At 53.7% G+C, this 20,920-nt stretch carries 18 protein-coding genes; 9 read left to right on the top strand and 9 right to left on the bottom strand.

The features are described 5' to 3' along the window. Positions 1–33 precede the first annotated feature (33 nt). Positions 34–1,059: a TIGR03617 family F420-dependent LLM class oxidoreductase gene (locus C0039_RS06720; RefSeq protein WP_076001742.1), complete on the top strand. Its 1,026-nt coding sequence runs from the start codon at positions 34–36 to the stop codon at positions 1,057–1,059. A gap of 138 nt (positions 1,060–1,197) precedes the next feature. Here C0039_RS06720 and C0039_RS06715 read toward each other — a convergent pair whose 3' ends face one another. The 3 genes from C0039_RS06715 to C0039_RS06705 form a co-directional block, all read right to left on the bottom strand. Next, a complete protein-coding gene (locus C0039_RS06715; RefSeq protein ID WP_076001743.1) occupies positions 1,198–2,181 on the bottom strand; it encodes an NADPH:quinone oxidoreductase family protein in 984 nt (327 codons plus the stop codon). 118 nt (positions 2,182–2,299) lie between these two features. Beyond that, positions 2,300–2,911 carry a 2-hydroxychromene-2-carboxylate isomerase gene (locus C0039_RS06710; protein ID WP_076001744.1) on the bottom strand — a complete coding sequence of 204 codons (612 nt, stop codon included), beginning with the start codon at positions 2,909–2,911 and terminating at the stop codon, positions 2,300–2,302. A gap of 35 nt (positions 2,912–2,946) precedes the next feature. Beyond that, on the bottom strand, positions 2,947–3,711 hold the full coding sequence (locus C0039_RS06705; protein ID WP_084179918.1) for an SDR family NAD(P)-dependent oxidoreductase: 765 nt from the start codon (positions 3,709–3,711) through the stop codon (positions 2,947–2,949). 293 nt (positions 3,712–4,004) lie between these two features. Between C0039_RS06705 and C0039_RS06700 the strand changes: the two genes are divergently transcribed. Both C0039_RS06700 and C0039_RS06695 read left to right on the top strand, forming a co-directional pair. Beyond that, entirely contained in the window at positions 4,005–5,732 is a 1,728-nt protein-coding gene (locus C0039_RS06700; protein ID WP_076001745.1) for a diguanylate cyclase, read from the top strand. Next, a complete protein-coding gene (locus C0039_RS06695) occupies positions 5,714–7,513 on the top strand; it encodes a diguanylate cyclase (RefSeq protein WP_084179919.1) in 1,800 nt (599 codons plus the stop codon). Before C0039_RS06700 ends, C0039_RS06695 begins: the two co-directional genes overlap by 19 nt. A 98-nt stretch (positions 7,514–7,611) precedes the next feature. On the opposite strand, the gene C0039_RS06690 is transcribed toward C0039_RS06695, so the two are convergent. Together C0039_RS06690 and C0039_RS06685 are read right to left on the bottom strand one after the other, a co-directional pair. Continuing rightward, positions 7,612–8,517 (bottom strand): 3'(2'),5'-bisphosphate nucleotidase CysQ family protein, encoded by a 906-nt coding sequence (locus C0039_RS06690; protein ID WP_076001747.1) that lies wholly within the window; start codon positions 8,515–8,517, stop codon positions 7,612–7,614. After that, positions 8,514–9,536 (bottom strand): phosphotransferase, encoded by a 1,023-nt coding sequence (locus tag C0039_RS06685; protein ID WP_243391568.1) that lies wholly within the window; start codon positions 9,534–9,536, stop codon positions 8,514–8,516. Before C0039_RS06685 ends, C0039_RS06690 begins: the two co-directional genes overlap by 4 nt. A 319-nt stretch (positions 9,537–9,855) precedes the next feature. On the opposite strand from C0039_RS06685, the gene C0039_RS06680 reads away from it, so the two are divergent. After that, entirely contained in the window at positions 9,856–10,824 is a 969-nt protein-coding gene (locus C0039_RS06680; protein ID WP_076001749.1) for a GGDEF domain-containing protein, read from the top strand. A gap of 62 nt (positions 10,825–10,886) precedes the next feature. Further along, the gene (locus C0039_RS06675) at positions 10,887–11,618 is read left to right on the top strand and encodes an alpha/beta fold hydrolase (protein ID WP_076001750.1); all 732 of its coding nucleotides are present in this window, start codon (positions 10,887–10,889) and stop codon (positions 11,616–11,618) included. 155 nt (positions 11,619–11,773) lie between these two features. On the opposite strand, the gene C0039_RS06670 is transcribed toward C0039_RS06675, so the two are convergent. Continuing rightward, positions 11,774–12,568 carry an SDR family oxidoreductase gene (locus C0039_RS06670; protein WP_101517632.1) on the bottom strand — a complete coding sequence of 265 codons (795 nt, stop codon included), beginning with the start codon at positions 12,566–12,568 and terminating at the stop codon, positions 11,774–11,776. 155 nt (positions 12,569–12,723) lie between these two features. Beyond that, positions 12,724–13,164: a DUF8021 domain-containing protein gene (locus C0039_RS06665; RefSeq protein ID WP_076001752.1), complete on the bottom strand. Its 441-nt coding sequence runs from the start codon at positions 13,162–13,164 to the stop codon at positions 12,724–12,726. Positions 13,165–14,004: 840 nt separating this feature from the next. Here C0039_RS06665 and C0039_RS06660 point away from each other — a divergent pair. Both C0039_RS06660 and C0039_RS06655 read left to right on the top strand, forming a co-directional pair. Continuing rightward, complete coding sequence (locus tag C0039_RS06660) at positions 14,005–14,250, top strand: type II toxin-antitoxin system ParD family antitoxin (RefSeq protein ID WP_027949335.1); 246 nt, start codon at positions 14,005–14,007, stop codon at positions 14,248–14,250. Further along, positions 14,247–14,450 carry a type II toxin-antitoxin system RelE/ParE family toxin gene (locus C0039_RS06655; RefSeq protein ID WP_035526823.1) on the top strand — a complete coding sequence of 68 codons (204 nt, stop codon included), beginning with the start codon at positions 14,247–14,249 and terminating at the stop codon, positions 14,448–14,450. The genes C0039_RS06660 and C0039_RS06655 overlap by 4 nt, the downstream gene beginning before the upstream one ends. Positions 14,451–14,866: 416 nt before the next feature. Here C0039_RS06655 and C0039_RS06650 read toward each other — a convergent pair whose 3' ends face one another. Both C0039_RS06650 and C0039_RS06645 read right to left on the bottom strand, forming a co-directional pair. Then, a complete protein-coding gene (locus tag C0039_RS06650) occupies positions 14,867–16,102 on the bottom strand; it encodes a cytochrome P450 (RefSeq protein ID WP_076001762.1) in 1,236 nt (411 codons plus the stop codon). 69 nt (positions 16,103–16,171) lie between these two features. Next, complete coding sequence (locus C0039_RS06645; protein ID WP_051230679.1) at positions 16,172–16,633, bottom strand: MarR family winged helix-turn-helix transcriptional regulator; 462 nt, start codon at positions 16,631–16,633, stop codon at positions 16,172–16,174. Positions 16,634–16,733: 100 nt separating this feature from the next. Here C0039_RS06645 and C0039_RS06640 point away from each other — a divergent pair, with 100 nt between their 5' ends. Together C0039_RS06640 and C0039_RS06635 are read left to right on the top strand one after the other, a co-directional pair. Continuing rightward, complete coding sequence (locus tag C0039_RS06640; protein WP_158413443.1) at positions 16,734–17,855, top strand: efflux RND transporter periplasmic adaptor subunit; 1,122 nt, start codon at positions 16,734–16,736, stop codon at positions 17,853–17,855. Then, positions 17,842–20,919 carry an efflux RND transporter permease subunit gene (locus C0039_RS06635; RefSeq protein WP_051230677.1) on the top strand — a complete coding sequence of 1,026 codons (3,078 nt, stop codon included), beginning with the start codon at positions 17,842–17,844 and terminating at the stop codon, positions 20,917–20,919. The genes C0039_RS06640 and C0039_RS06635 overlap by 14 nt, the downstream gene beginning before the upstream one ends. Position 20,920 lies beyond the last annotated feature (1 nt).

Here is a 20,920-nt window from a genome sequence, read left to right as displayed (position 1 = left end):
AGTTTAGCTGTCTATTTACCAGGGAGTCAAGTCATGTTCGAAGTGTTCGCCGCCACACCGGAAGATATGGGCCCGGGAGAAATCGGGGCGCACGCAGCACGTGCAGAGGCAATGGGCTTCGATGGTCTGCAGGTACCGGACGCAATCCACGACGGGCTGTTACTTGCTGCGCTGGCGCTGGACTCCACCAGCAAACTTCTGGTCGGAACGGGGGTACTGGTGGCTTTTCCGCGCAGCCCGATGACGGTGGCTATCGCCAGCTGGGATCTGCAACAAATGTCCGGGGGTCGCTTCGAACTGGGACTGGGCACGCAGATAAAGCAGAATATTGAACAGCGCTACAGTGCACGCTGGGAGAGACCTGTTGCACAGCTGCGCGAATACGTGCAGTCACTAAAGGCGATCTTTCAAAGCTTCCAGACCGGCGAAAAGCTATATTTTGAAGGCGAGCACTATCAGTTCACCCGTCTGCAACCCTTCTTCAATCCGGGACCGATTGAGCACCCTGACATCCCCATTCTGTGCGGTGCCGTCGGACCTGACATGACACGCATGGTGGGTCGGATTGCAGACGGCATGATCACCCACCCCACCAACACGCCGCCCGCGTATATCCGCGACGTGTGCCTGCCACGCCTGCAACAGGGTTTCGACAAGGCACAGCGCTCCGGGGAGGACTTTCGCCTGCTGCTGGGGCCGCTGACCGCAACCGGGGCGGACGAGGCAACTGTCGCCAAAGAATGGGAAAAGCAGCGCCAGCTGCTGGGCTTCCTGTACTCTACACCCGCCTACTGGCCCAGCCTGGAACTGTTCGGCTGGCAGGAAAAAGGCCAGCAGCTGCTCGACATGACGCGCAGCGGAGCCTGGGAGGAAATGCCAAAGATTGTCACCGATGAAATGCTGGAAAAATTTGTACCCAGGGGCACCTACGAGCATATCGCCAGCGTTTACAAAGAGCGCTTCGCCAGCCTTTCTCGACGCGTTACCTTTCCCATGCCGCAGGACCCGTCTCAGGATGCGGAGGCGGCACGGGCCATTGCGCAATTGAAAGCTGCTTGAGATCTACTTGCGGCGCAGGAACGGGGACAGGAACGGGGACAGGGACAGGGACAGGGACAGGGACACACTACATAAATCACGGCTGGCGTTATCGTTGGATACGCGTGTGCGCAGCGTAGGACGCAGCCGGTGTTGTCTCTACAGCCTGACCACGACCTTTCCTTCCACCTTACCGGCTGCGATAGTGGCTATCGCCGTGCGCGCATCGTCAAACTCGAACACCTGGCAATTGGCCACTTTGAGTTCACCGCGGCGCCAGTGGTGCAACAAGTCCTCATGCGCGACCATCACCTGTTCTGCGGAATAGCCAACCGGCATTGCGCCGACCAGGGAAATATTTTTCATCAGCGTTTCGGGCAGTGTTATCTGTGCCCACTCACCGCTGGCATAGCCAATCACGATGAACTTTCCCTCGAATGCAATGGCCTTGAACGCTGCGCGCCCGGCCTTACCGCCGACTGGGTCGAACACCATAGATACGCCTCTACCATCGGTAAGTTCCAGCGCGGTGGCGGTCACGTCCTGTCGCTTTCTATCAATAACTTCATCGGCGCCAATAGACCGGCAGAAAGCCACTTTTTCAGGACCGCCCGCAACGGCGATAACGCGGGCGCCCTTGGCCCTGGCCAGTTGCACAGCAGCGCAGCCGGAGCTGCCCGAAGCGCCCAGGACCAGCAACGTATCGTCTGCCGTTATCCGGGCGCGTCGCACCAGGGCGACCCAGGCGGTTTGATAGGGTATGAAGAATCCGGCTGCCTCAACCCCCGTCATTTCATCGGGAATAGGTAAAGCGCCCGAGACGTGCATCAGGCACTCATCCGCCAGGCCTCCGCGCTGCTCCCGAAACAAGGTGGGGCCCAGTACGCGCTTACCGAGCAGGGCGGCGTCCACTCCCTCCCCAAGCGCAATCACCTCACCCGCCGCCTCCTGTGAAGGCGTAAAAGGCAACGGCGGCGTCAGGGGATAATTATCGTGGCACATCAATACATCAGGCAGGCCCAAACCGGCCGCCTCTACCCTGACCTTGACCTGTCCGGGGCCCGGCATGAACTCGTCAGAGTCTTCTACCAGGCGCCAGACATCTTCAGGACTACCAAAAGCTTCAACCAACCATCTACGCATCTTTTCCCTCTCGCCGTAAGCGACTCTTCAATAGGACTCTTCTTCAGCTGCTCATTCAAACAGGCACACCACGCCTACTTCGGCGGTGCCGTGGCCTCCAACGCCAATTGACCAGGCCTCAAAGGCGCTGTTGTTTCAGTATCTCCTCCTCGACCAGGCCGAGACGGTCCTTGCCGAAAAACATTTCCTCACCGACAAAGAACGTGGGGATGCCAAATACGCCACGATCCGCCGCGGCCTGGGTATTGGCCTTCAATTTCTCCTTGATGGCATCCGTCTGGATAAGCGCCATAATGGCCGCCGCATCGATGCCCCCATCCTTCAGGGCTCCGGCCATCACTTCCGGGTCATCCATCTTCAGGCTTTGCTCCCACATGGCAGACAGCACGACGTCAGTATATTGTGTATCACAGCCCAACTCCTGTGCGGCCAGCAACCCGCGCATGATACTCACGGTGTTCACCGGGAAATGGGTATTGAACCTGAAGTCGTTGAGCTTGTGTTTCTCGACAAAACGTTTGCTTTCCAGCATTTCGTACTCCAGTTTTCCCTTGACCCCGCCAAACGCCAACATTGGTGGCTGGTTGCCGGTGATCTTGAAAATCCCCCCTAGCAGCACCGGGTGAATCACCATTTCAGCACCGGTGCGCTGTAGAATTTCCGGAAGCACCTTGTATGAGTAGTACGCATTCGGGCTACCGAAGTCGAAAATAAAATCCACCGTGACCATGTTTTTTCTCCGTGTATGTAAGCCAATTTAAAAAACTAGTGGTTCCACCAGGCGAGGTCGGAAAATGCCCGCAGATCCAGTTCGTGAGTCCAGGCGGAGCGATGTTGGTGCGCCACGTGAAAATAGGTTTCCGCCATCTGCTCCGGCAGCATCAGCCCGTCCTGCTCACCGCCGCGCTGCTTACGCAGGTCCTGGAACAGTTCAGGACCCAGCATTTTGCCCAGGGTATCCGGGGCGTCCACCATGCCATCGATCAGCACATGCACCACGTGAATGCCCTTGCGGGAAAACTGGGCATTCAGCGTCTGGCACAGCATACGTCGCCCGCCCATGGCAGCCGCATGGGAATGCTGTCCCGCATTACCGCGCACCGCCGCTGTGGCCGAGGTGACCAAAATCACTCCTTTACCCCGCTCTTCCATCTTCGGGCACACCGCTGAAGCCGTGCGAAATAACCCAAAAGTGGCGAGCTGCCAGCCCATTTCAAATGCTTTGTAGCTGGTATCCGCCAACGGTCGGTCGCCGATCTGCGCTCCAAGGTTGTAGATAACGACTTCTACAGGGCCGATCTCTTCTTCAACGGCGGCCACCCGCTCCTCAATGCTGCCCTGCTCAACCGCGTTGAGCAGGTAACCGGTAGCTGAACCGCCCGCAGCTTCGATCTCAGCTACCAGCTGCTGAAGACCCTCCTCATCACTGCGCCGGCATAGCACCGCATGATACCCACCTGCAGCAAATCGCTTACCCACATTACCGCCAATACCGGCACCGGCGCCAATAACCAAACAAACTGGTTTCATTGTGCATCCCTCCCCATTCGCGGGGCTTTGAATGTATGGTTGCATCATAAGACTTAAACCGCAGTACGATGCAAGCTCAAAGATCTAACCGGCGTTCAGGTGAATGAGATCAACGCTGGGACTCACAGGCCCCGCGGCCACATTTGACCCCAAACAAGGTGCTCTGGCGCCCCGAACGCGCACTACTGCAAAAAATAGAGATATACCGCTAAAGCATAGCGTGGCGATGCCGATATTTAGCATTAATACCAACCATCAGGGGGACACTGGCCTCATCCGGCCAGGCCACCATAGTGATACGTCTCAAAAATCTCGCGGGCCTTACTGTGCTGGCCGTCCTGCTACATCCCGGGATGGCGCTGGCGCTTGACGTTCACGGCAAGCGCGTTTCACTGAGCGCAGACTATCAGTTTCTCGAGGACCCCCAGGGTGAATTAACTCTGGACATGATTCTGGAGGAGCCTGAGCTATACCCGTTTATTGACGGCGCAGAGGAACACCCGGAGGGTGCTTTCGCACCCGTCTGGATACGACTACAGCTAAACCTCGATAGTGCCGCCCGCCAACAGTCGTACTACCTGTTTGCGCATGTAGAAAACCTGTTCGAAATCGCATTGTATCGGCCAGACGGATACGGGGGATATTTCGAAACAGTAACCGGGAACAACCACCCAGCCTATAGCCGCGAGGTGACAGCGCCCCGCTATGGATTCCTTATCGAACCCGGGGCAGAGGAAAATATTGTCCTCTATATGCGCGTAGTCAGCGGCCTTGGCATAAACGGGTTTCCATGGAGCCTTGTCGAGAAGAGCACCTACGAGACCAACGCCGATACCTACTACGGCTTCGACGTGGCATGCCTCGGTGCCGTGGCCGCGCTGCTCATTTTTAATGCCCTGATTGCCTTCAGTCTGCGAGCGCCCGAATATACCTTTTATTGTTTCTACCTGTTTAGCGTGATGATGGCTCTGCTTACCCTGGATGGGATTGCCTTCTACTATTTATGGCCTGAGTTGCCGGCGCTCAATACTCGAGCCCCACACACATTTAACCTGCTTTCCGCCAGCATGCGTTTGCTGACAATTATGTACTTCCTCAAGTCCGGCGGGTTTGCTCCGCGAATGCACCGCTGCGCCCTTGGCGTTCTCGCAATGCTCGGGATCACGTTGTTGCTTGTTCTGGTATTCGGGGTCAACAAACTGCCCCACTACATCGCAACCATCGCCTGGGCCATTGCAATCCTGTTTGGTTTTGCGATCTGCATTCAGGCCGTCAGACAGAAAGTTCCCATGGCGCTCTCCCTATTGATCACTCTGATAGTGCCCGGCGCTACAGCGGGTTTACAGGCGATCATCACGATCAACAACCCACACACCAGCGTTTTCATACTACAGCTGGCCAAAGTGGGCTTCGTTGTACATACGCTTTTATTCTCTTTGTGCCTGGCCACGCACATGCGCCTGGAGAACACCCTTAGAAACCGGGCGTTACACGACAGCCTGACGGGCCTGCCCGGTACATTACTTCTGCAGGAGCAGTTTGAACTGGCCGTCTCAATGGCACAGCGCCAAGGTACGCAGGTGGCTATCTGCTTTATTGACCTGGACGGCTTCAAGGCAGTAAATGACAGACTCGGCCATGCCGCGGGTGACCAGCTACTGGTTGAGGTGGCGGGCAGACTGCAGGCCGAGTTGACGAGAGTCGACACGGTTGCACGCATCGGGGGAGACGAATTCGTCGTCATGCTCTCCCAGGTCCGGGATAAGGGCGAGGTTCATCAGCTGGCCAGAACACTACTGCACAGCATCGCCAGGCCCTTCGATTTTGAGGGAAATGAAGTCAGGGTCAGCGGCAGCATCGGTGTCGCACTGCATCCCCTGGACGGCACAGACCTCGAAGGTCTGCTCAAAGTAGCTGATCAGGCCATGTACAGAGCCAAACGCGAAAGTAAAAACGCATACATCTTCACTGAATCGATGGACGCAGGAGAGGCGGCACCACTATGGCGTCTGGCAGTATGAACTGCGCCAGGAGAGGCGCGCTGCGCCTGCCACTTATCCTCGCCGCAACACTGGCGGGCCTGGTCTACTGTGGCTATGTGATGTCCATGGAGGTGACCGGTACGGAACACCCCCTGGCAAAAGAAGTGGAATATCTCACCGACCCATCCGGCCGGCTGACACTGCAGGAAATATTGGAGCGCCCTGCCCTGCACACATTCAAACCCGCCAAGGAAGCCGATAGGCTTACACCCTACAAGCCCATCTGGGTCAGGCTCGAGCTCAAGTTCGGCGCTGATAAACTGGAAAATCGCTATAACTTGCTCGCTCGCCAACAAAGCCTTTACGACATAAGAATTTACCGCGCCGATGCAAACGGCCGTTATCAGGAAACGGTAACCGGGGACAACCACCCTGCTGATACCAGGGAACTGGCACAGCGTCGCTACGGATTCCTGGTACAGCCCAGCGCTCAAACAGAAACCCTGTACCTGCGCTATATAGGCGGGCCCGGTGCTACCAGGTTCACCTGGGACCTGCTGGAAGAGGATACCGCGCAACAACAGATGCGTACCTCATACTTTTTGAACATCGCCTCCATATCTGCGCTGGCTGCACTGCTGATGTTCAACACCGGCCTCGCGCTTACTCTACGCAAGCCGGAGTACGGCTGGTATTGCGGCTATCACTTTTTTGTCATGCTGACACTACTGACGCTGGATGGCTTTGGTTTCCTGTATTTCTGGCCTAACACACCGGCGCTTAACGAGAGGGCCTTGCATGTATTCAACTTGCTAGCCAGCTCCATGCGAGTGATGGCCATCATGTACTTTCTGGGATCAGCGAAATTCGCACCGCGCATACATCGTCTCGGTCAGGGTATTATTGCCCTGATACTGCTAACCGCAGCATGGGTCGCGATTGCAGGCGTTTCAAATTTGCCACGCTTTGCAGCCCCACTGCCGTGGGCACTCAGTGTACTCTACGGACTCACTTTGTGCGCCTACGCCATCTATCAGCGTGTCAGCCTTGCCGCTTACCTGTTCCTCGTGCTCCTGGTACCCGGCCTGGCGAGCTTTGCCCAGGCGGTCATCATCGTCAGCAGCAATCACCCCGGTCCCTTCGAGTTACAGGTTGCCAAGGTGGGGTTCCTTATCCATACCCTGCTGTTTTCTCTCTGTCTGGCGGCGCGCCTCAAGCTACAGACCGAATCAAGGAAACAGGCCCTCTACGATAACCTCACCGGGCTTCCCGGTACCACTCTCTTGCAAAAACGCTTCGAACTGGGCACAGGCCTTTCCCAGCTCGAGGGCAAAGCACTGGCTGTGTTGTTTGTCGACCTTGACGGATTCAAGGCCGTGAATGATGAAATGGGACACGCCGCCGGGGACCAGCTTCTTAAGATCACCGGTGAGCGTATGCGCTCGACACTGCGTGAAACAGATACTGTCAGCAGAATCGGCGGCGACGAGTTTGCAATATTGCTACCAAATATCGAAGGACTGCAAGCTGCAGAACATGTGGCAACGAAACTATTGCACAGCGTGTCTGAAGCCTGCCAGCTTGCCGGTGGTAGTGCGCGGGTCAGTGCCAGTATCGGTATCGCGCTATATCCTTCACAGGGCGAACACCTGGAAACGCTCCTGAAAGCGGCGGACACTGCCATGTACCGCTCAAAGCGCGAGGGAAAAAACCGCTACTGCAGCTCTGCCCCTCGTCAATGCGATATGGACAAGCCCGGTTTGGCTGGCCGGTCGGCTGGTGACAATTACTTATCCAGGCACTTCGAAGCATCAACATGAGGCGTGCCGGGTTCATATTGACGTTGTTATACATTGATGGTGCTCTTAACGCTGGATCGTGAACCCGCCTGATCATGCACACATATCGGCACTTGTGGTCAGCTTGCGGGAAAGACCACCTGAAGCTTGGCGATCAGGTATCGTGCCACCCGTTCGTTTGACGCATAGAGCACACCCTGGTGATTCATAAAGGTTGAACCCTTGCGATTGAGCTCCAGCGGTTTGCCATGGATATTACTGGCCCAGCCCCCCGCCTCGTCGACGATGCAGGCTGTGGCAGCGAAATCCCAGATACTGCCGCCACCGTTTTCGGGTTTGGGCAATTTCAGGTAGCAGGCCGCAGGGTGCTCCAGAACCTGGCAGGCATTCTTCACGGCACCGCTGCCATAAACTAATTCAACGCCATCCAGCCCTGAATCCTGTGCACACGCATTCAAGATGTTGAGTGCGTCAGCATAATTTTCATGTGTCCTGAAGCTTGTGTCTGCATATACCATTAGCGCTGGGGATAATGATGTTGCCTGGTTAATCAGAGCCTGACCCCGGTAGGCGCCCTGCCCCTTGATGGCGTGCATAAGCGTAGCGTCCAGCGGATCGTAAACAACACCTATCAGGGGCTCGCCTGATTGGTCGACAAGCGCGATTGAGACCGCGTATCCCGGACGCCCCTCCACATAAGGCAGAGTGCCGTCCAACGGATCTACACACCAGTAATAAGACTCCAGCAGGCGGTCGGGAATGGTGCCGGATAGATCCTGTGACGACTCCTCTCCGACGAAAGCAATGCCCCACTGCTCAGATATTGCCTGCAGACACTCGCGTATGATGGCTTCACTGCGCACATCCACTTCGGTGACAATCCGGGAAGCCTCGCTGCTGCCAGCATTTTTAAAATGTCGCTGTAACGCTTTTCGATCCGTGCTTTGAACAAACCGACCCGCCTCAAGCGCAGCCTGCATGGCGGCGTCACACAACTGCTGCAAAGGCAGGGCAACCCGATTCATGATTGCAGTCGTTCGATAACCCTGCGGGTCAGCTGTTCACTGTAGCTGTTGATTTTCCAGTGGCCCGGGCTCCAGCCCTTGAGAAAGCGATGAAAGTCCGCCCACGCCACGTCAAAGAGTCCTCGCCACTCGCCTTCCAGTTCGCCTGTATCCACACCGGTGTGTTTATCCGCAACCTGCTGACCCAGCCTGGAAAAATAATAGTCCAGCAATGGCTTTTCCAAAGCCTCGCATTCGTCTTCACCTAAACAGCTGCCCACAAAATAGGCCACGTCTTTCATGCCACAGCCTTGCCCCACGTACTGAAAATCTACCGCTGCCACGCCGGGTTTGCGGGAATCGCTCGTGAAACAGAAATTGGCCAGCTTGGCGTCACCGTGTACCAGGGTTTGATAACGACACCGTCGCAACTGCTGGTCGATAAGCGATGCGGCCTCGCGCAGGTCGGCATCCTCAAGGGCAGCCAGTTCATCCGGCCGGGTATCGAGGTGCCAATAGCTGCCACACTCCCAAAGCCCGTCTGCCGGGCTATTGAGAAATGTTGCATGAAAACTCGCCAACCAATCCAGGCAGGCATGTATGTCCTCAATCGTCACGTTCTCTTTTCTGAGATCGAACCCGTCAGCATCCAGATCCGTCAGCACCAGCACCGTTTCATTCTCTGCAGCATTGACCGCCAGGCAGCCGGGTACCGGACAACCCGCGTCGCATTGATGAGCGTAGTCCTGGTACCAATGGGCCTCCACCTGGTATGAGCGTATCTTGCGATCGTGGGAGCGCCCCGTGTTCCAACCACGGGGATGGCTACCCGCATCCGGCAGCTTGATGTGCTTGAGTATCACCGAGGGATAGCTACTGCCCTCCAGTTCAAGGCGCACAATCTCACCGTAGCCGCTCCATAGCGATTGAATAACGGTGGCACTGCGAATCGCCCGTGCGCCCGTTGCCGAAAGTACTGTGTTAGCGATGGCCGTGTGCATAGCAACAATATAACGATGAACAGGCAGATGTTCAGCCAAATCTACTCAATTAGTGCCCGGTGGTCAGAAGTCGTCGCACCGTGGGCACATTACAGGCATAGAATCCTGGCGTTAGGTTGCCATTCCGGTGATTGCAGGAATACCATGTATCCATTAACTTCAATGTTGCGACTGTTTCGTTCAAGAAATTGCAGTAGCCTACTTTCGAAGCAGTGACAGAATGGGCATGAAAGTGTGGCTGCGTATGGTGCTGTAGCTGGCAACAGCCGGAGATTCCGGTCACAGGAAGCGCCAGAATCCAATTACATAGCAATAAACGTGTACGTTAATGCTTAAACGATCGATACAAGAATGGTTAGTGCTGGCAATCTGTGCTGTCTTTGTGGTGACCGTGGTTCCGGCCGCCATTTTCAGGATTGCCACCGCCGACTGGGTATTGGCCGTTATTGACGTAGTGTGGGCCGGGTCAATGGCTTTCCTTTTCGTCTACACCTTCCGCACCCGCAGGACGACGTTACCTGCCACGATGATGGCCTGGATATTCCTGGCGTTAACGCTGTCTGCCATACACTACACCGGCCTGCACCAGGTGAATTGGCTGTATCCCGTGATCCTGGCGATGTTTTTCTTGCTCGACGTCAAACAGGCACTGCTGCTCAGTGTTCTATCGGTCTGCTGGGTCATCGCACAGGCCTACAGTGAACAGCCACTGGAGGAAACCACAAACCTGGCCAAGTCACTGACAACGACCATCGTCCTGGCGAGCGCTTTTTCGCTGTTCTCCAGGATGGAGCAATCCCGTTTGCAACATCTGGCGGGCGTAGATGCACTGACGGGTGCCGGAAACCGCAGGGCGAAAATCGATAAACTTCAATCTCTGGTGTCGCTCTATTTCAGATGCCATGTGAACGCCTGTATCCTCAAAGTTGACATTGATCAGTTCTCGCAAGTGAATGATAAGCACGGGCGGGTGCTGGGCGATCAGGTCCTGTTTTCACTCGCTCAGATTATCCGCAACAATACACGCCCGACCGATACGCTTTACCGTAGTGGCGGCGCAGAGTTTTTTGTGGTGGCCGAAAACACTGCCCTGGGGGATGCAACATCGCTTGCAGTTAAACTCCGTGAAATCATCGGCTGCACCGTATTTCCCGGCGGAACACACCTGACGGTCTCAATCGGAGTGGCTAAACTGGCCAAGCTTGAAGGTAGCCAGGACTGGATCAATCGCGCAGAGAGAGCGTTGACAAAAGCTAAAGCAAAGGGTCGAAACCGGGTTGAAGTAGCAGCTGAACTGAACGACGACCAGGTGCAACCATCCTCCTGACCGCCGTCTATCAGGTTGGCGCAAGGCAATACATCTTCCGGCAACAGAGTCCCCCTGACTAAATGAAGAATTTCTCCCAATTTTCACTTTTGCTATTACTGTTATCGGTACCGCCAGCATTCGCGGCCGACGAAAACGATTCCGCCTGCGTCATACTGCTCCACGGCCTCTATCGATCCGGCTACTCCATGAAGGCTGTCGAATGGCACCTGGAAGAAGATTATCACGTGGTGAATATCAGCTACCCCTCACTCTTTTTTCCCATCGAAGAGCTGGCGGACACCGCGATTGAGGAAGGCCTGGCCGGGTGTCGTCTGGCCGACATTTCGCCCATCCATTTTGTGACGCATTCAATGGGCGGCATCCTGGTTCGCCAGTATCTGGCTCACCATGAAATACCGGAGCTGGGCCGGGTAGTGATGATGGGGCCGCCCAACCAGGGAAGTAAATTCGCAGCGAACCTTATCGACAACCCGATGCTGGATATCTTCCTGCCCGTTGCCGCGACACAACTCGCAGCCGGAGCGGAATCCCTGCCAGCGCTGCTGGGACCCGTTGCCTACCCGGTAGGGATTATTGCCGGCAGCAATAACAACCGCCCCTGGACCCCGAGCGGCCCCATTGGGCCCAGCGATGGAACTGTACTGGTGGAGGAAACGCGGGTTGCGGGTATGACTGACTTCATCACGGTGCCCGCCAGCCACAGCTTCCTGATGTGGCACGATTTCGTTCTGGAGCAGGTTTCCCACTTTCTGAACCACGGTAGTTTTCGCCACACCGGAGAAGAAGAGTGAGCGCACTGCAGGAATCTATTCACCTTGTCACGGTAAACGACCTACCCGTACAAGCGTTTCTCGATACTCATCGCCTGGTTCCAGCAGATTCAGCGGGATAACCTGGAAACACCCTTTCAAGTCCGCTGCACGCCCGTTGTGCTAAAGGCCAGGAATTACAAGCCTGCGCGCGGCATTTCCATGGGCGTGCCTGTCAGGCCGCCATTGACACCGTAGATTTCTCCGGTGACGTAGGCAGCTGCCGGAGAGGCAAGATAGAGCGCGCAAGCAGCAATGTCTTCCGGCTGGCCAAGGCGGTTAAGCGGTGTACGGGACACCATCACCCGCTCCAATTCGTCATTCATGACACCTGCCAGTGAGTCAGTGAGCGTCGAACCAACAGCAATAGCGTTAACCCGTACTTTGGGAGCGAAATCCTGAGCTAGATTGCGAGTCATAAATTCCATGGCCGCTTTTCCGACACCATAGCTAACAAATCCGGGCTGGGGAAAACGAGCAGCAACAGACGATATATTGACAATTGCGCCTTTACCGGTTGTTTCAACCATCCTGGGCGCACACAGACAAGACAAGGTAAATGCAGTGGTTGCGTTAAAGCGAATACTCGCCTCAAAATCCTCTTCGGTTGTCTCCAGCGCAGGCTTGGGCCCGGAGCCCCCGGCATTGTTTACCAGAATATCGAGGCGGCCAAACTCCGCCAGGGTCTGTTCTACCAGTGACTTACGTTGCTCTGCATCAAGCACGTCGCAGGACACCACCAGAGCCCGCCGCCCTCGTGCGCGCACTTGCTCGGCGGTTTTTTCCATCTGAGAAACCGTGCGTGCTGTGATAACGACATCGGCACCGGCATCTGCAAACGCAATCGCAATTGCTGCACCGATACCACGGCCTGAGCCGGTAACAATTGCTACCTGACCATCAAGTCGGAAGCGATCCAAAATATTTGACATGACCATTACTCCTGAAAGCTATAGGTGAAATCCGCATATTACCCTAGCCAGCGGTCTGACCACCGTCAATGACGAAGGCCGTCAGACCCACGCATTACCGGAGTTTTCAGACTGTTGGAAAGTATTTCCTTCCCCGGCATAGAAACCAGGAGAACCTACGGCTGATAGATAAGCGCCTCTATTTCTTCAATCAGGCCGTCGATTACTTTGAAACGTTCCGCGATCAGAACCGGCGCATCCAGGCTGCTCACGTGCAGGTCATAGAAGACCACCGCTTCGTTGCCATCGACCAGCCAGCGTTCGTTGCTAATTCCAGTAATGACCTGATATTCCTCGCCCAGTAAGCGCTGTTTGATTTCGGCCCCACTACTACCCGTATTTTCGCCCTGCTCCACGCGCCAGGCATTCCCCGCCAGCGGAACCAATTCAGGGCGGTGTTCAACCAGTCCGTGGATAAGATACTTTCGAGCCGCTTCGACAATGGCGGAGCGCTCGTGATCACCCGCCAGCGCGGATGATGCCCAGACGCTGGACGCAGTAAATGCCATCAATAGCAGTATTCTTTTGCAGATGACAGAAAAGGTGTTGTCGATCATTACTTCTCCTCGGTACCGTGTCGAATTTCGCTGATCCCGGTCTCTCGTTGACACTATTACACCCTCTATTGAGTCGGGTAAATACCGGATAGGAAACATTACTCCACTGCCCCCTCCCAGATACTCCCCCGAAGCTCAAACTCCACCGAGAGGCGTTGAGCGGTTCACGTGTAGCGATTGATAAGTAGATTCCTGCATAGACCAGCAGAAACGAGGCGCCGGGCACGATCACTGTTAATCCCAGGTAACAGTACTGGATAGGTACTGTGGTGACGCATCGGACTCCGGTGGCACGATGGACCCAGAACAGCCTCAGGGCGCGCCTGGCACGACTATCTGACGCCTGCGAATTCTGTTTTTGAGTTGAGCTGCAGCTGGAGTGCGGACTCCGGTGGCACGATGACTCAGAACACCCTGAGGGTTGTTCTGACCCCTGCGGGGCTTCGCCGCTAAGCGGCTCGGTTCAAATTGCTGTCGCAATTTGTCGAACGTGGGGGCACGTCTTTCGGCTAGACACACCCGACAAACAAAAAAGCCCACCAGGAGGTGGGCTTTTTTGTTTGTATGGCGCGCCTGGCACGATTCGAACGTGCGACCGCCTGGTTCGTAGCTCAACAAATGAAATTTAACGTATTGTTTTAAATAGCTTTTCTGGCGACGCCCGTTGCCGACCAAGCACGACAACGCACCACTGAGCACGCTGATGTCGGAAATTTGTCGGAATTGTAAACGTTGTCGATCGAGCTATTTTCGCAGGCTCAATGCACCGTAAAAATACTGACTTTACAAGGTCCATCCCCAGTATTAATATTTAATACATAGTTTTTCAGGTACGCGCACATGGCCAGAAACACCTCCGTCACCCTCGGTGATCATTTTGAAGCGTTCATCACCAGTAAGATAGAACAGGGTCGCTTTCAATCTGTCAGCGAAGCAGTCCGCGCCGGGCTGCGAAAGCTGGAGGAGGATGAAGCCAGGCTTGATATGTTGAGGACTCGACTAAGGGCGGGGGAGGACAGCCCCGTTGCTGAAAACTTTGATAGCCGGGAATTTCTGGAAAAACTCCATAAAAAGCCTCTTGGGTGAAGAAGCGCTATTTCATTCGCGAACTCGCTCTAAGAGATTTGGAGGAAATTTGGCTCTTTACCCTGTCGGGGTGGAGTCTAGAACAGGCTGATGCCTATACCAGTTCTATCCTTGCCCGCCTGAATTTGCTGGCCGACAACCCCAGCGTTGGCTACTATCCATTGAACAACTGGTTCGTAGCCACAATTGTGGCAATTTAGACCCTTGTAAATCGATCACCTGGATACGGCCCGCCCTCATTACACCCCGTATCGACCCGTGTTCTCTAGTAGATACCCTACGGTTAAGCTTGAGGCCCCTCCTTTCCTTGGCACTTCTTTCAAGCCATTGTCGGTGGCGAGCTCGCTTTGAATACAGATAGGGAATCCTGCTGAGCTGCCGATGAGAATGTCACATCAAGCCGCAACTACCCCCTACTCCCTCTTTGACTGCATCCTCCATAACAAATCTGCTCGTAAACTTTTTGGGAATTTCATAAAGACGCCGCTGTATCTTATGCGACGAGGCACAAGGCATACACGAAGTGCTGCAGAATAGCTGTCTGTGAGCAGGGTAGCTGAAGTATTACCCTGCCCATGGGAGGAGGTGGTATTACATTGAAACTTTGCAATATCCGTCATGACGCCACTTCAAGGGCCCCGACATCAACAGACATCGGTAGCTTTACCCAGCCGCTAAGTATCGGGACAGGAATTCGTTTACCATTCTCAAAATCCAGTTTCATATGAGGAAGTAGATCGATGAGCCATTCGAAAGCGACCTTCGCTTCAAGCCGTGCCAGCGCGGAGCCCATGCAAAAATGTATACCTTTCCCCAACGCTAGGTGATCTTTGTTGCGTCGATGCAGATCAAAAGTCTCTGGGGCTTCATAAGTATCAGCATCGAGATTCCCGGAGGAGAAAAGCAACCAAAGCGTATCACCCTTACTGATGTTTTTGCCTCTGAACTCAACATTTCTGGTTGCAATTCGAAAAAGGCCCATTACAGGGCCGTCATAACGCAACATTTCTTCAACGAAATCAGAAATCAATGTCCTATCATTTCGCAAGTCCGCCAGCACATCGGGATGATTCAATAAGAACACTACCCCGTTGCTGATCAAGTTGGTCGTTGTTTCATTCCCTGCAAGCCACAGCAGTTTGCTTAAACCTAGTATTTCTTCTGTACGTAGATTCTCACCTTCCTCGGAAGCATCAAGCATGGCGCTGATAAGGGTATTTGCCTGTGGATTATGACGCGCCGCAGAGATGATTTCGCTCAAGCCTTCCGTCATCTCTTTACGTGAGCCGAGCTGCTGCTGAATGGAATACCCTTCTCCAGCACCAATGGCCAGGGAATCAGACCACATGCGCAAGCGATGACGTTCCTCCAACGGAATCCCCATCATCTGAGCAATTACATACACCGGCAGCGGACTGGCAAAATCATCTACCAGATCCAGCGCTTCACCATTGCGAATTTTCTGGTGGAGTTCGTCCATTAGATTTGTGGCTATTTCCACCACCGCTGGTTCCATTTCGGCGATGCGTTTTGGCGTGAAAGCCTTTGCAAACAGCGAACGAATTCTGGTGTGTTCTGGCGGATCATGCTGAATCAAGGGTAGGAAACCCATGCCGCCATTGTCATCGCGCTGTTCGCCGTCTTCTCCTGCTACGAGGCCCCCACCGGGTCCGGCTGCGGACGAGTATGTGTATGGGTCCTTGAGCATCTCGAGGATATCCTCATGCTTTGAAATAACCCAAAACCCATACTCCTGCGCATAGTAAACTGGATCGGTCTCTCGAAGATTCTTCCAAAAGGGTTGTGGCCGCGCAGCGTATTCTGCAGAGAGAAATGGAAATTCATTAGACATGGTATATTTCTCCTATTCGGGACAACCACCCACCAAATCGGCTGGCATCTTGTCCAACTTCCAATACTCTCAGTTTTCCGACAGCAAATTCGCATGTACCAATTTGAGTAAACGGTAAAATTCCTTGGCCTCTTTAGCAGACATGCCGCGCGTTGCCGCTCTGCCAATATCGCCTACCAGATCTTCAAGCGACTTCAGCATGGGGTCGATTTTATCCGTAAGGCGAACCATCTTCGCACGGCGATCACTAGTATCCTGATGTCGCGCTATCCATCCCGCTGACTCTAGTCGGTCCACAACTTTGCCCAGTGGTGGTTTCGCCATCATCAGGGAATCGGCAATACTAGTTTGCGTCTGCTCGCCGTTCATGTAGAGCAGGTAGAGCACCTGCCATTGTGTGCGAGTTAACCCCAAGTCCTTTACCTGCCTGTTAAAGAGCCGGGCGACCATCAAACTAATTTCGTGAATTAGCGTACTAACAGGCTGGTCTTGCCGCCTTGATTGTTGGCTTGCTATATCTTGCGTTGACAATTTAGTTATCCTAGTTAATATAACTACAGTTAATATTTTAGTTGTAGGTATCGCGGTTTGTCAATTCATGATGCCTCTCGAACTAGTTGGTAGCGATAGTATGCGTTACATCATGCAGACCGTGGGACCCATTTTGGCCGCAGCGATACTCATGGGCTGCGATGGCGAACCCCAAAATGGCACAACCAGTACTGGGATTACTCCACAGCCCTCGTCACCCGTTGTAGTATCGATTACGAGTCCGGAAATAGCGGCATTATCTGAGCCTATTTTTGTTACCGGCACCATTCTCGCACGCCGCTCCACCAATATTTCGCCGATGGTTGGTGGCCTCATCGAAGAAATCTATGTCAACGTTGGAAGCCGTGTTGAAGAAGGGCAGCCCTTGCTGCGTATGCGCCAGAAAGATTTCGAGATTAATGTCCTGCGTCTTTCTGAGGCTAAGCGCCTGGCAGAGGCAGAGTACAAAGACTCGGTACGCGATCTTGAAAACGCCATCGCACTCAGAGAGAAGCAAGCATTCTCTGTCGAGCAACTCGATGACAGGCGCACACAAGTTGAGGTATCGGCTGCGAAGCTCGGTATTGCAAGCGCTAATCTTGCCGAGGCGCAGAAGGAACTGGACGACTCAATAACCCGAGCACCCTACCGTGGCGTTATCACCCAGAGACATGTGGATGAAGGCGCATACGTCCCATCAATCATGCGCTCTGAGCACCCAGTCCTCCAAATCCAGGAGATTGATGTCATGGTGGCACTGGTGTTCGTGCCCGAAGTTTATTTAACTTCCATTCAGTTGGGTACGCTCGGAAGGGTTCACATACCGAGTATGAATCAAACCTATGAGTCGGAAGTGGCGCTGATCAACGATCGAATAGACCACAAAACTCGCACTATCGATGTAAGACTGGGAATACCAAATGTGGATTATGCGATCAAACCTGGGCTTTTCATTGAAGTCGAGCTGATGCCCATTTCAAGACAGGGGCTAATGTTATCACCCAACGCTACTATGGGACTGGGAAGCAGCCGCTCTGTCCTGGTGGTTGAAGATGGCGTAGTTAGTCAACGCACAGTGCAAGTACGTGAGCTTAGTGATGGTCGGCTTGAGATACTCCAGGGCGTAAGCTCAAATGCGATCCTTGTTGTAGGCCCCAGTATGCACAAGGTTTCTGATGGTTCACGGGTCACTATTTCAGAACATCCCTATGTGGATAGCTGACCTCTGCATTCGCCGGCCAGTGCTGGCGATCATGATGACCGCTGCGCTCATGATGCTGGGCGTGGTCTCCATGGGTCGAATAAGCATCGATCTGTTCCCGAGCGTTGAAGTGCCCATTGTAACGGTTGAAACAATACTCGAAGGAGCCTCTCCCAGCACGGTAGAGACAGAAGTTACCGAGAGGCTTGAAGAAGAGCTAATCGCTATATCTGGCGTCGATACAATGCGCTCGATTAGCGGTGACGGTTTTTCACAGATAATCCTTGAATTCGATATGGAGGAAAATCCCAACCTGAAGGCCCAGGAGATACGGGACAAAATCAGTCAAACTCTGCCGCTTCTGCCTGACACAGTTAGTCAGCCTGTCGTCTCCATACTTGATCCGGATTCTGAACCCATTGTCTCGGTGATTGTATCCGGCCCCTGGCCAGTGGGTGAACTCACAGCCTTCGCCAAAGATGTCGTCAAAGAGCGTTTGCAGAGAGTACCTGGCGTTGGCAGCGTGATTCTTGTCGGGGGCCGCGAGCGGGAAGTACGCATCTGGTTGAAAGCCCCACAAATGCGGGGTTACGGCGTAATTGCGGCCGATGTAATCAGCGCTATCCAACGTGAGCATGCTGACATCCCTGGCGGCCGCCTGGATTACCACAGCGGGTCCACGGAACTGACCATCAAAACCATGGGCGAAGTAACCAGCTTAAAAGAGTTGGGTGAAATCATTATTTCTCGCGATGATAAGGCGATGGTGCGCTTGATAGATGTTGCCGAAGTTGAGGATGGTCTGGAGGATGAACGCAGCTACGCGGAGCTAGATGGTAGAACAGGAGTAAGCCTCGAAATTCGCAAACAATCTGGAACCAATACCACCAGTATTGCCAAAGCAGTTAAGGCAGCGCTGACCAAACTTCAGACAGAAACACCAGCTGAAATCAACATTGTCACGGTAAGGGACAGTTCGCGATTTATCGGGTCCGCAGTGCGAGACGTGTCAAACGATATTTTGCTAGGCATCCTCCTGGTTGTCATTGTCACACTTTGCTTTTTACTCAGCGTACGCGCCACGCTAATTGTTGCAACCGCTATTCCAACGGCAATCATCGCTACTTTTTTCGCTTTCTACCTACTCGATTTTTCTATCAATATGGTATCGCTGATTGCCATATCACTGTGTGTCGGCCTGCTCGTAGACGATGCCATAGTTGTGCTGGAATCTATACACCGCGAAGTTGAAGCTGGGCTCGACCTCAATGAAGCTGCTTCAACGGGCACGCGAAAAGTTGCCACTGCCGTCATCGCATCCACCCTTTGTGTGATGGCGGTGTTCTTGCCGATTTCCTTTACCACAGGTCTGGTTGGTGTGTTTTTCTATCAATACGGTGTCACCATTGCTGTGGCAGTAGCACTATCTCTGTTTGTTTCCGTTACCCTTACGCCTATGTTGAGCTCTCGTCTGCTCAAAAAAAGTTCCGGCCATAGAGGAATGTTTGCGCTACTGGATAAGGGCTATGTACTTCTGGAAACAACCTACGTTAAGGGCGTTCGCTTCGCACTTCGCGCTCGCTGGCTTGTTCTGCTGTTGGCCGCTGCCACTGTCGGTATGGGTGTTTATAATGCGGGTCAGGTTCCCCTCTCATTTACGTCCGCAACTGATAGAAGCGAGTTTCTCGCCAAAGTCGAGCTTCCTCTGGGAACCGGTCTTACCCAGGCCAAGCGTGTTGCCACTCAAGTGAGTAAAACTGTCAGTGACCTGGAACATATTGAATTGGTGTTCACTGTTATTGGCTCCGGCGCTCAGGCCAAGGCAAACGAACTATCATTCTATTTTGGTCTGTCGCCGAAACAACAAAGGAGCAGTCATCAGTATGAAGTGATGGATGACGTCCGCACAGCGCTCGCTTTGGCCATACCCGATGCCAAGCACATCTCTTTGACAGATGTGCCCTGGATATCCGGAGGAGGATTCTTTGGTGCCGACATGGAGATGGCTTTAAGCGGCGATGATTTAGAACAACTTCGAACATACGCGGATACTATCACGAGCCAGATGGAAGAATCTGGCCTCTTCAGGGATATCAAGTCCAGCTATGAGCCAGGCAAGCCTGAATTGCAGGTTACGATAAACCGGCGCAGGGCCGCTGATTTGGGCATTTCGGTTCGAGATATCGCCGCTACTGTTGGAGCCACGATGGGTGGTGTAGATGTTACAAGTTACGAAGAGTTCGGTAATCGCTATGACGTGCGCCTGAGATATGCAGAAACGTACCGCGACGAGATCGGAAAGTTTGACCTCATTCAATTACGCGCGGCAGACAACAGCTTAATAGATTTCCGTAACGTCGCAGAGGTAAGCGTAACCAGTGGCCCGGCACAAATCGATCACTACAATCGGGCTCGAAAGATCGGTATTTCTGCAAACGCTCCCGCTGGGATCGCGACAGGCGAGCTGATGAAAAAAATGGATGAGATTATTAGTGATCTCGATATGGCTACAGGATACGAGAGTTCATATCTAGGCACTTCAGAGCAAATCAATGATATTGTCGAGGCAATATTTTTTGCACTAACAATGTCGATGCTCAGTCTATACATGATTCTGGCTAGTCAATTCAACAGCTATACTCAACCAGTAGTGATCATGCTTACCGCTCCGCTGTCTTTTGTGGGCGCATTCAGCTTGCTCGCATGGACTAACTCCGAGCTTTCAGTCTTGACACAAATCGGTCTGGTCGCGCTGATGGGTCTGGTTATGAAAAACGGCATTCTTCTGGTGGACTATGCCAATCAGGCCATAGAGCAAGGCCACAGCGCAGCGGAAGCTATGATCGAAGCGGCTCATTTACGCTTACGCCCAGTACTGATGACTGCGTTCTCTACCATATTCGGTATGATCCCTATAGCGCTGGCCACGTCTGATGGCGCTGAGTTACGCACTTCAATGGGTATACTCGTAATAGGCGGACTAATTTCCTCAACCGTGCTTACCTTATTTGTTGTTCCAGTGGTTTACACATTACTCGCCGACGCCGAAAGTCAGCTTGCCCGTCTATTAAAATCGGAAATCTGAA

This window comes from Pseudohalioglobus lutimaris, assembly GCF_002866825.1.
In the GTDB taxonomy this organism is placed as follows: Bacteria; Pseudomonadota; Gammaproteobacteria; order Pseudomonadales; family Halieaceae; genus Halioglobus; species Halioglobus lutimaris.
Note: the sequence above shows the minus strand (reverse complement) of the source record. Positions and strands in the feature narration are given on the sequence as shown.

Coding starts and splice junctions, on each gene's coding strand:
- C0039_RS06720 (WP_076001742.1), top strand. CDS start 34: ATGTTCGAAGTGTTCGCCGCCACACCGGAAGATATGGGCCCGGGAGAA.
- C0039_RS06715 (WP_076001743.1), bottom strand. CDS start 2,181: ATGCGTAGATGGTTGGTTGAAGCTTTTGGTAGTCCTGAAGATGTCTGG.
- C0039_RS06710 (WP_076001744.1), bottom strand. CDS start 2,911: ATGGTCACGGTGGATTTTATTTTCGACTTCGGTAGCCCGAATGCGTAC.
- C0039_RS06705 (WP_084179918.1), bottom strand. CDS start 3,711: ATGAAACCAGTTTGTTTGGTTATTGGCGCCGGTGCCGGTATTGGCGGT.
- C0039_RS06695 (WP_084179919.1), top strand. CDS start 5,714: ATGGCGTCTGGCAGTATGAACTGCGCCAGGAGAGGCGCGCTGCGCCTG.
- C0039_RS06690 (WP_076001747.1), bottom strand. CDS start 8,517: ATGAATCGGGTTGCCCTGCCTTTGCAGCAGTTGTGTGACGCCGCCATG.
- C0039_RS06675 (WP_076001750.1), top strand. CDS start 10,887: ATGAAGAATTTCTCCCAATTTTCACTTTTGCTATTACTGTTATCGGTA.
- C0039_RS06670 (WP_101517632.1), bottom strand. CDS start 12,568: ATGTCAAATATTTTGGATCGCTTCCGACTTGATGGTCAGGTAGCAATT.
- C0039_RS06665 (WP_076001752.1), bottom strand. CDS start 13,164: ATGATCGACAACACCTTTTCTGTCATCTGCAAAAGAATACTGCTATTG.
- C0039_RS06660 (WP_027949335.1), top strand. CDS start 14,005: ATGGCCAGAAACACCTCCGTCACCCTCGGTGATCATTTTGAAGCGTTC.
- C0039_RS06650 (WP_076001762.1), bottom strand. CDS start 16,102: ATGTCTAATGAATTTCCATTTCTCTCTGCAGAATACGCTGCGCGGCCA.
- C0039_RS06640 (WP_158413443.1), top strand. CDS start 16,734: ATGCGTTACATCATGCAGACCGTGGGACCCATTTTGGCCGCAGCGATA.
- C0039_RS06635 (WP_051230677.1), top strand. CDS start 17,842: ATGTGGATAGCTGACCTCTGCATTCGCCGGCCAGTGCTGGCGATCATG.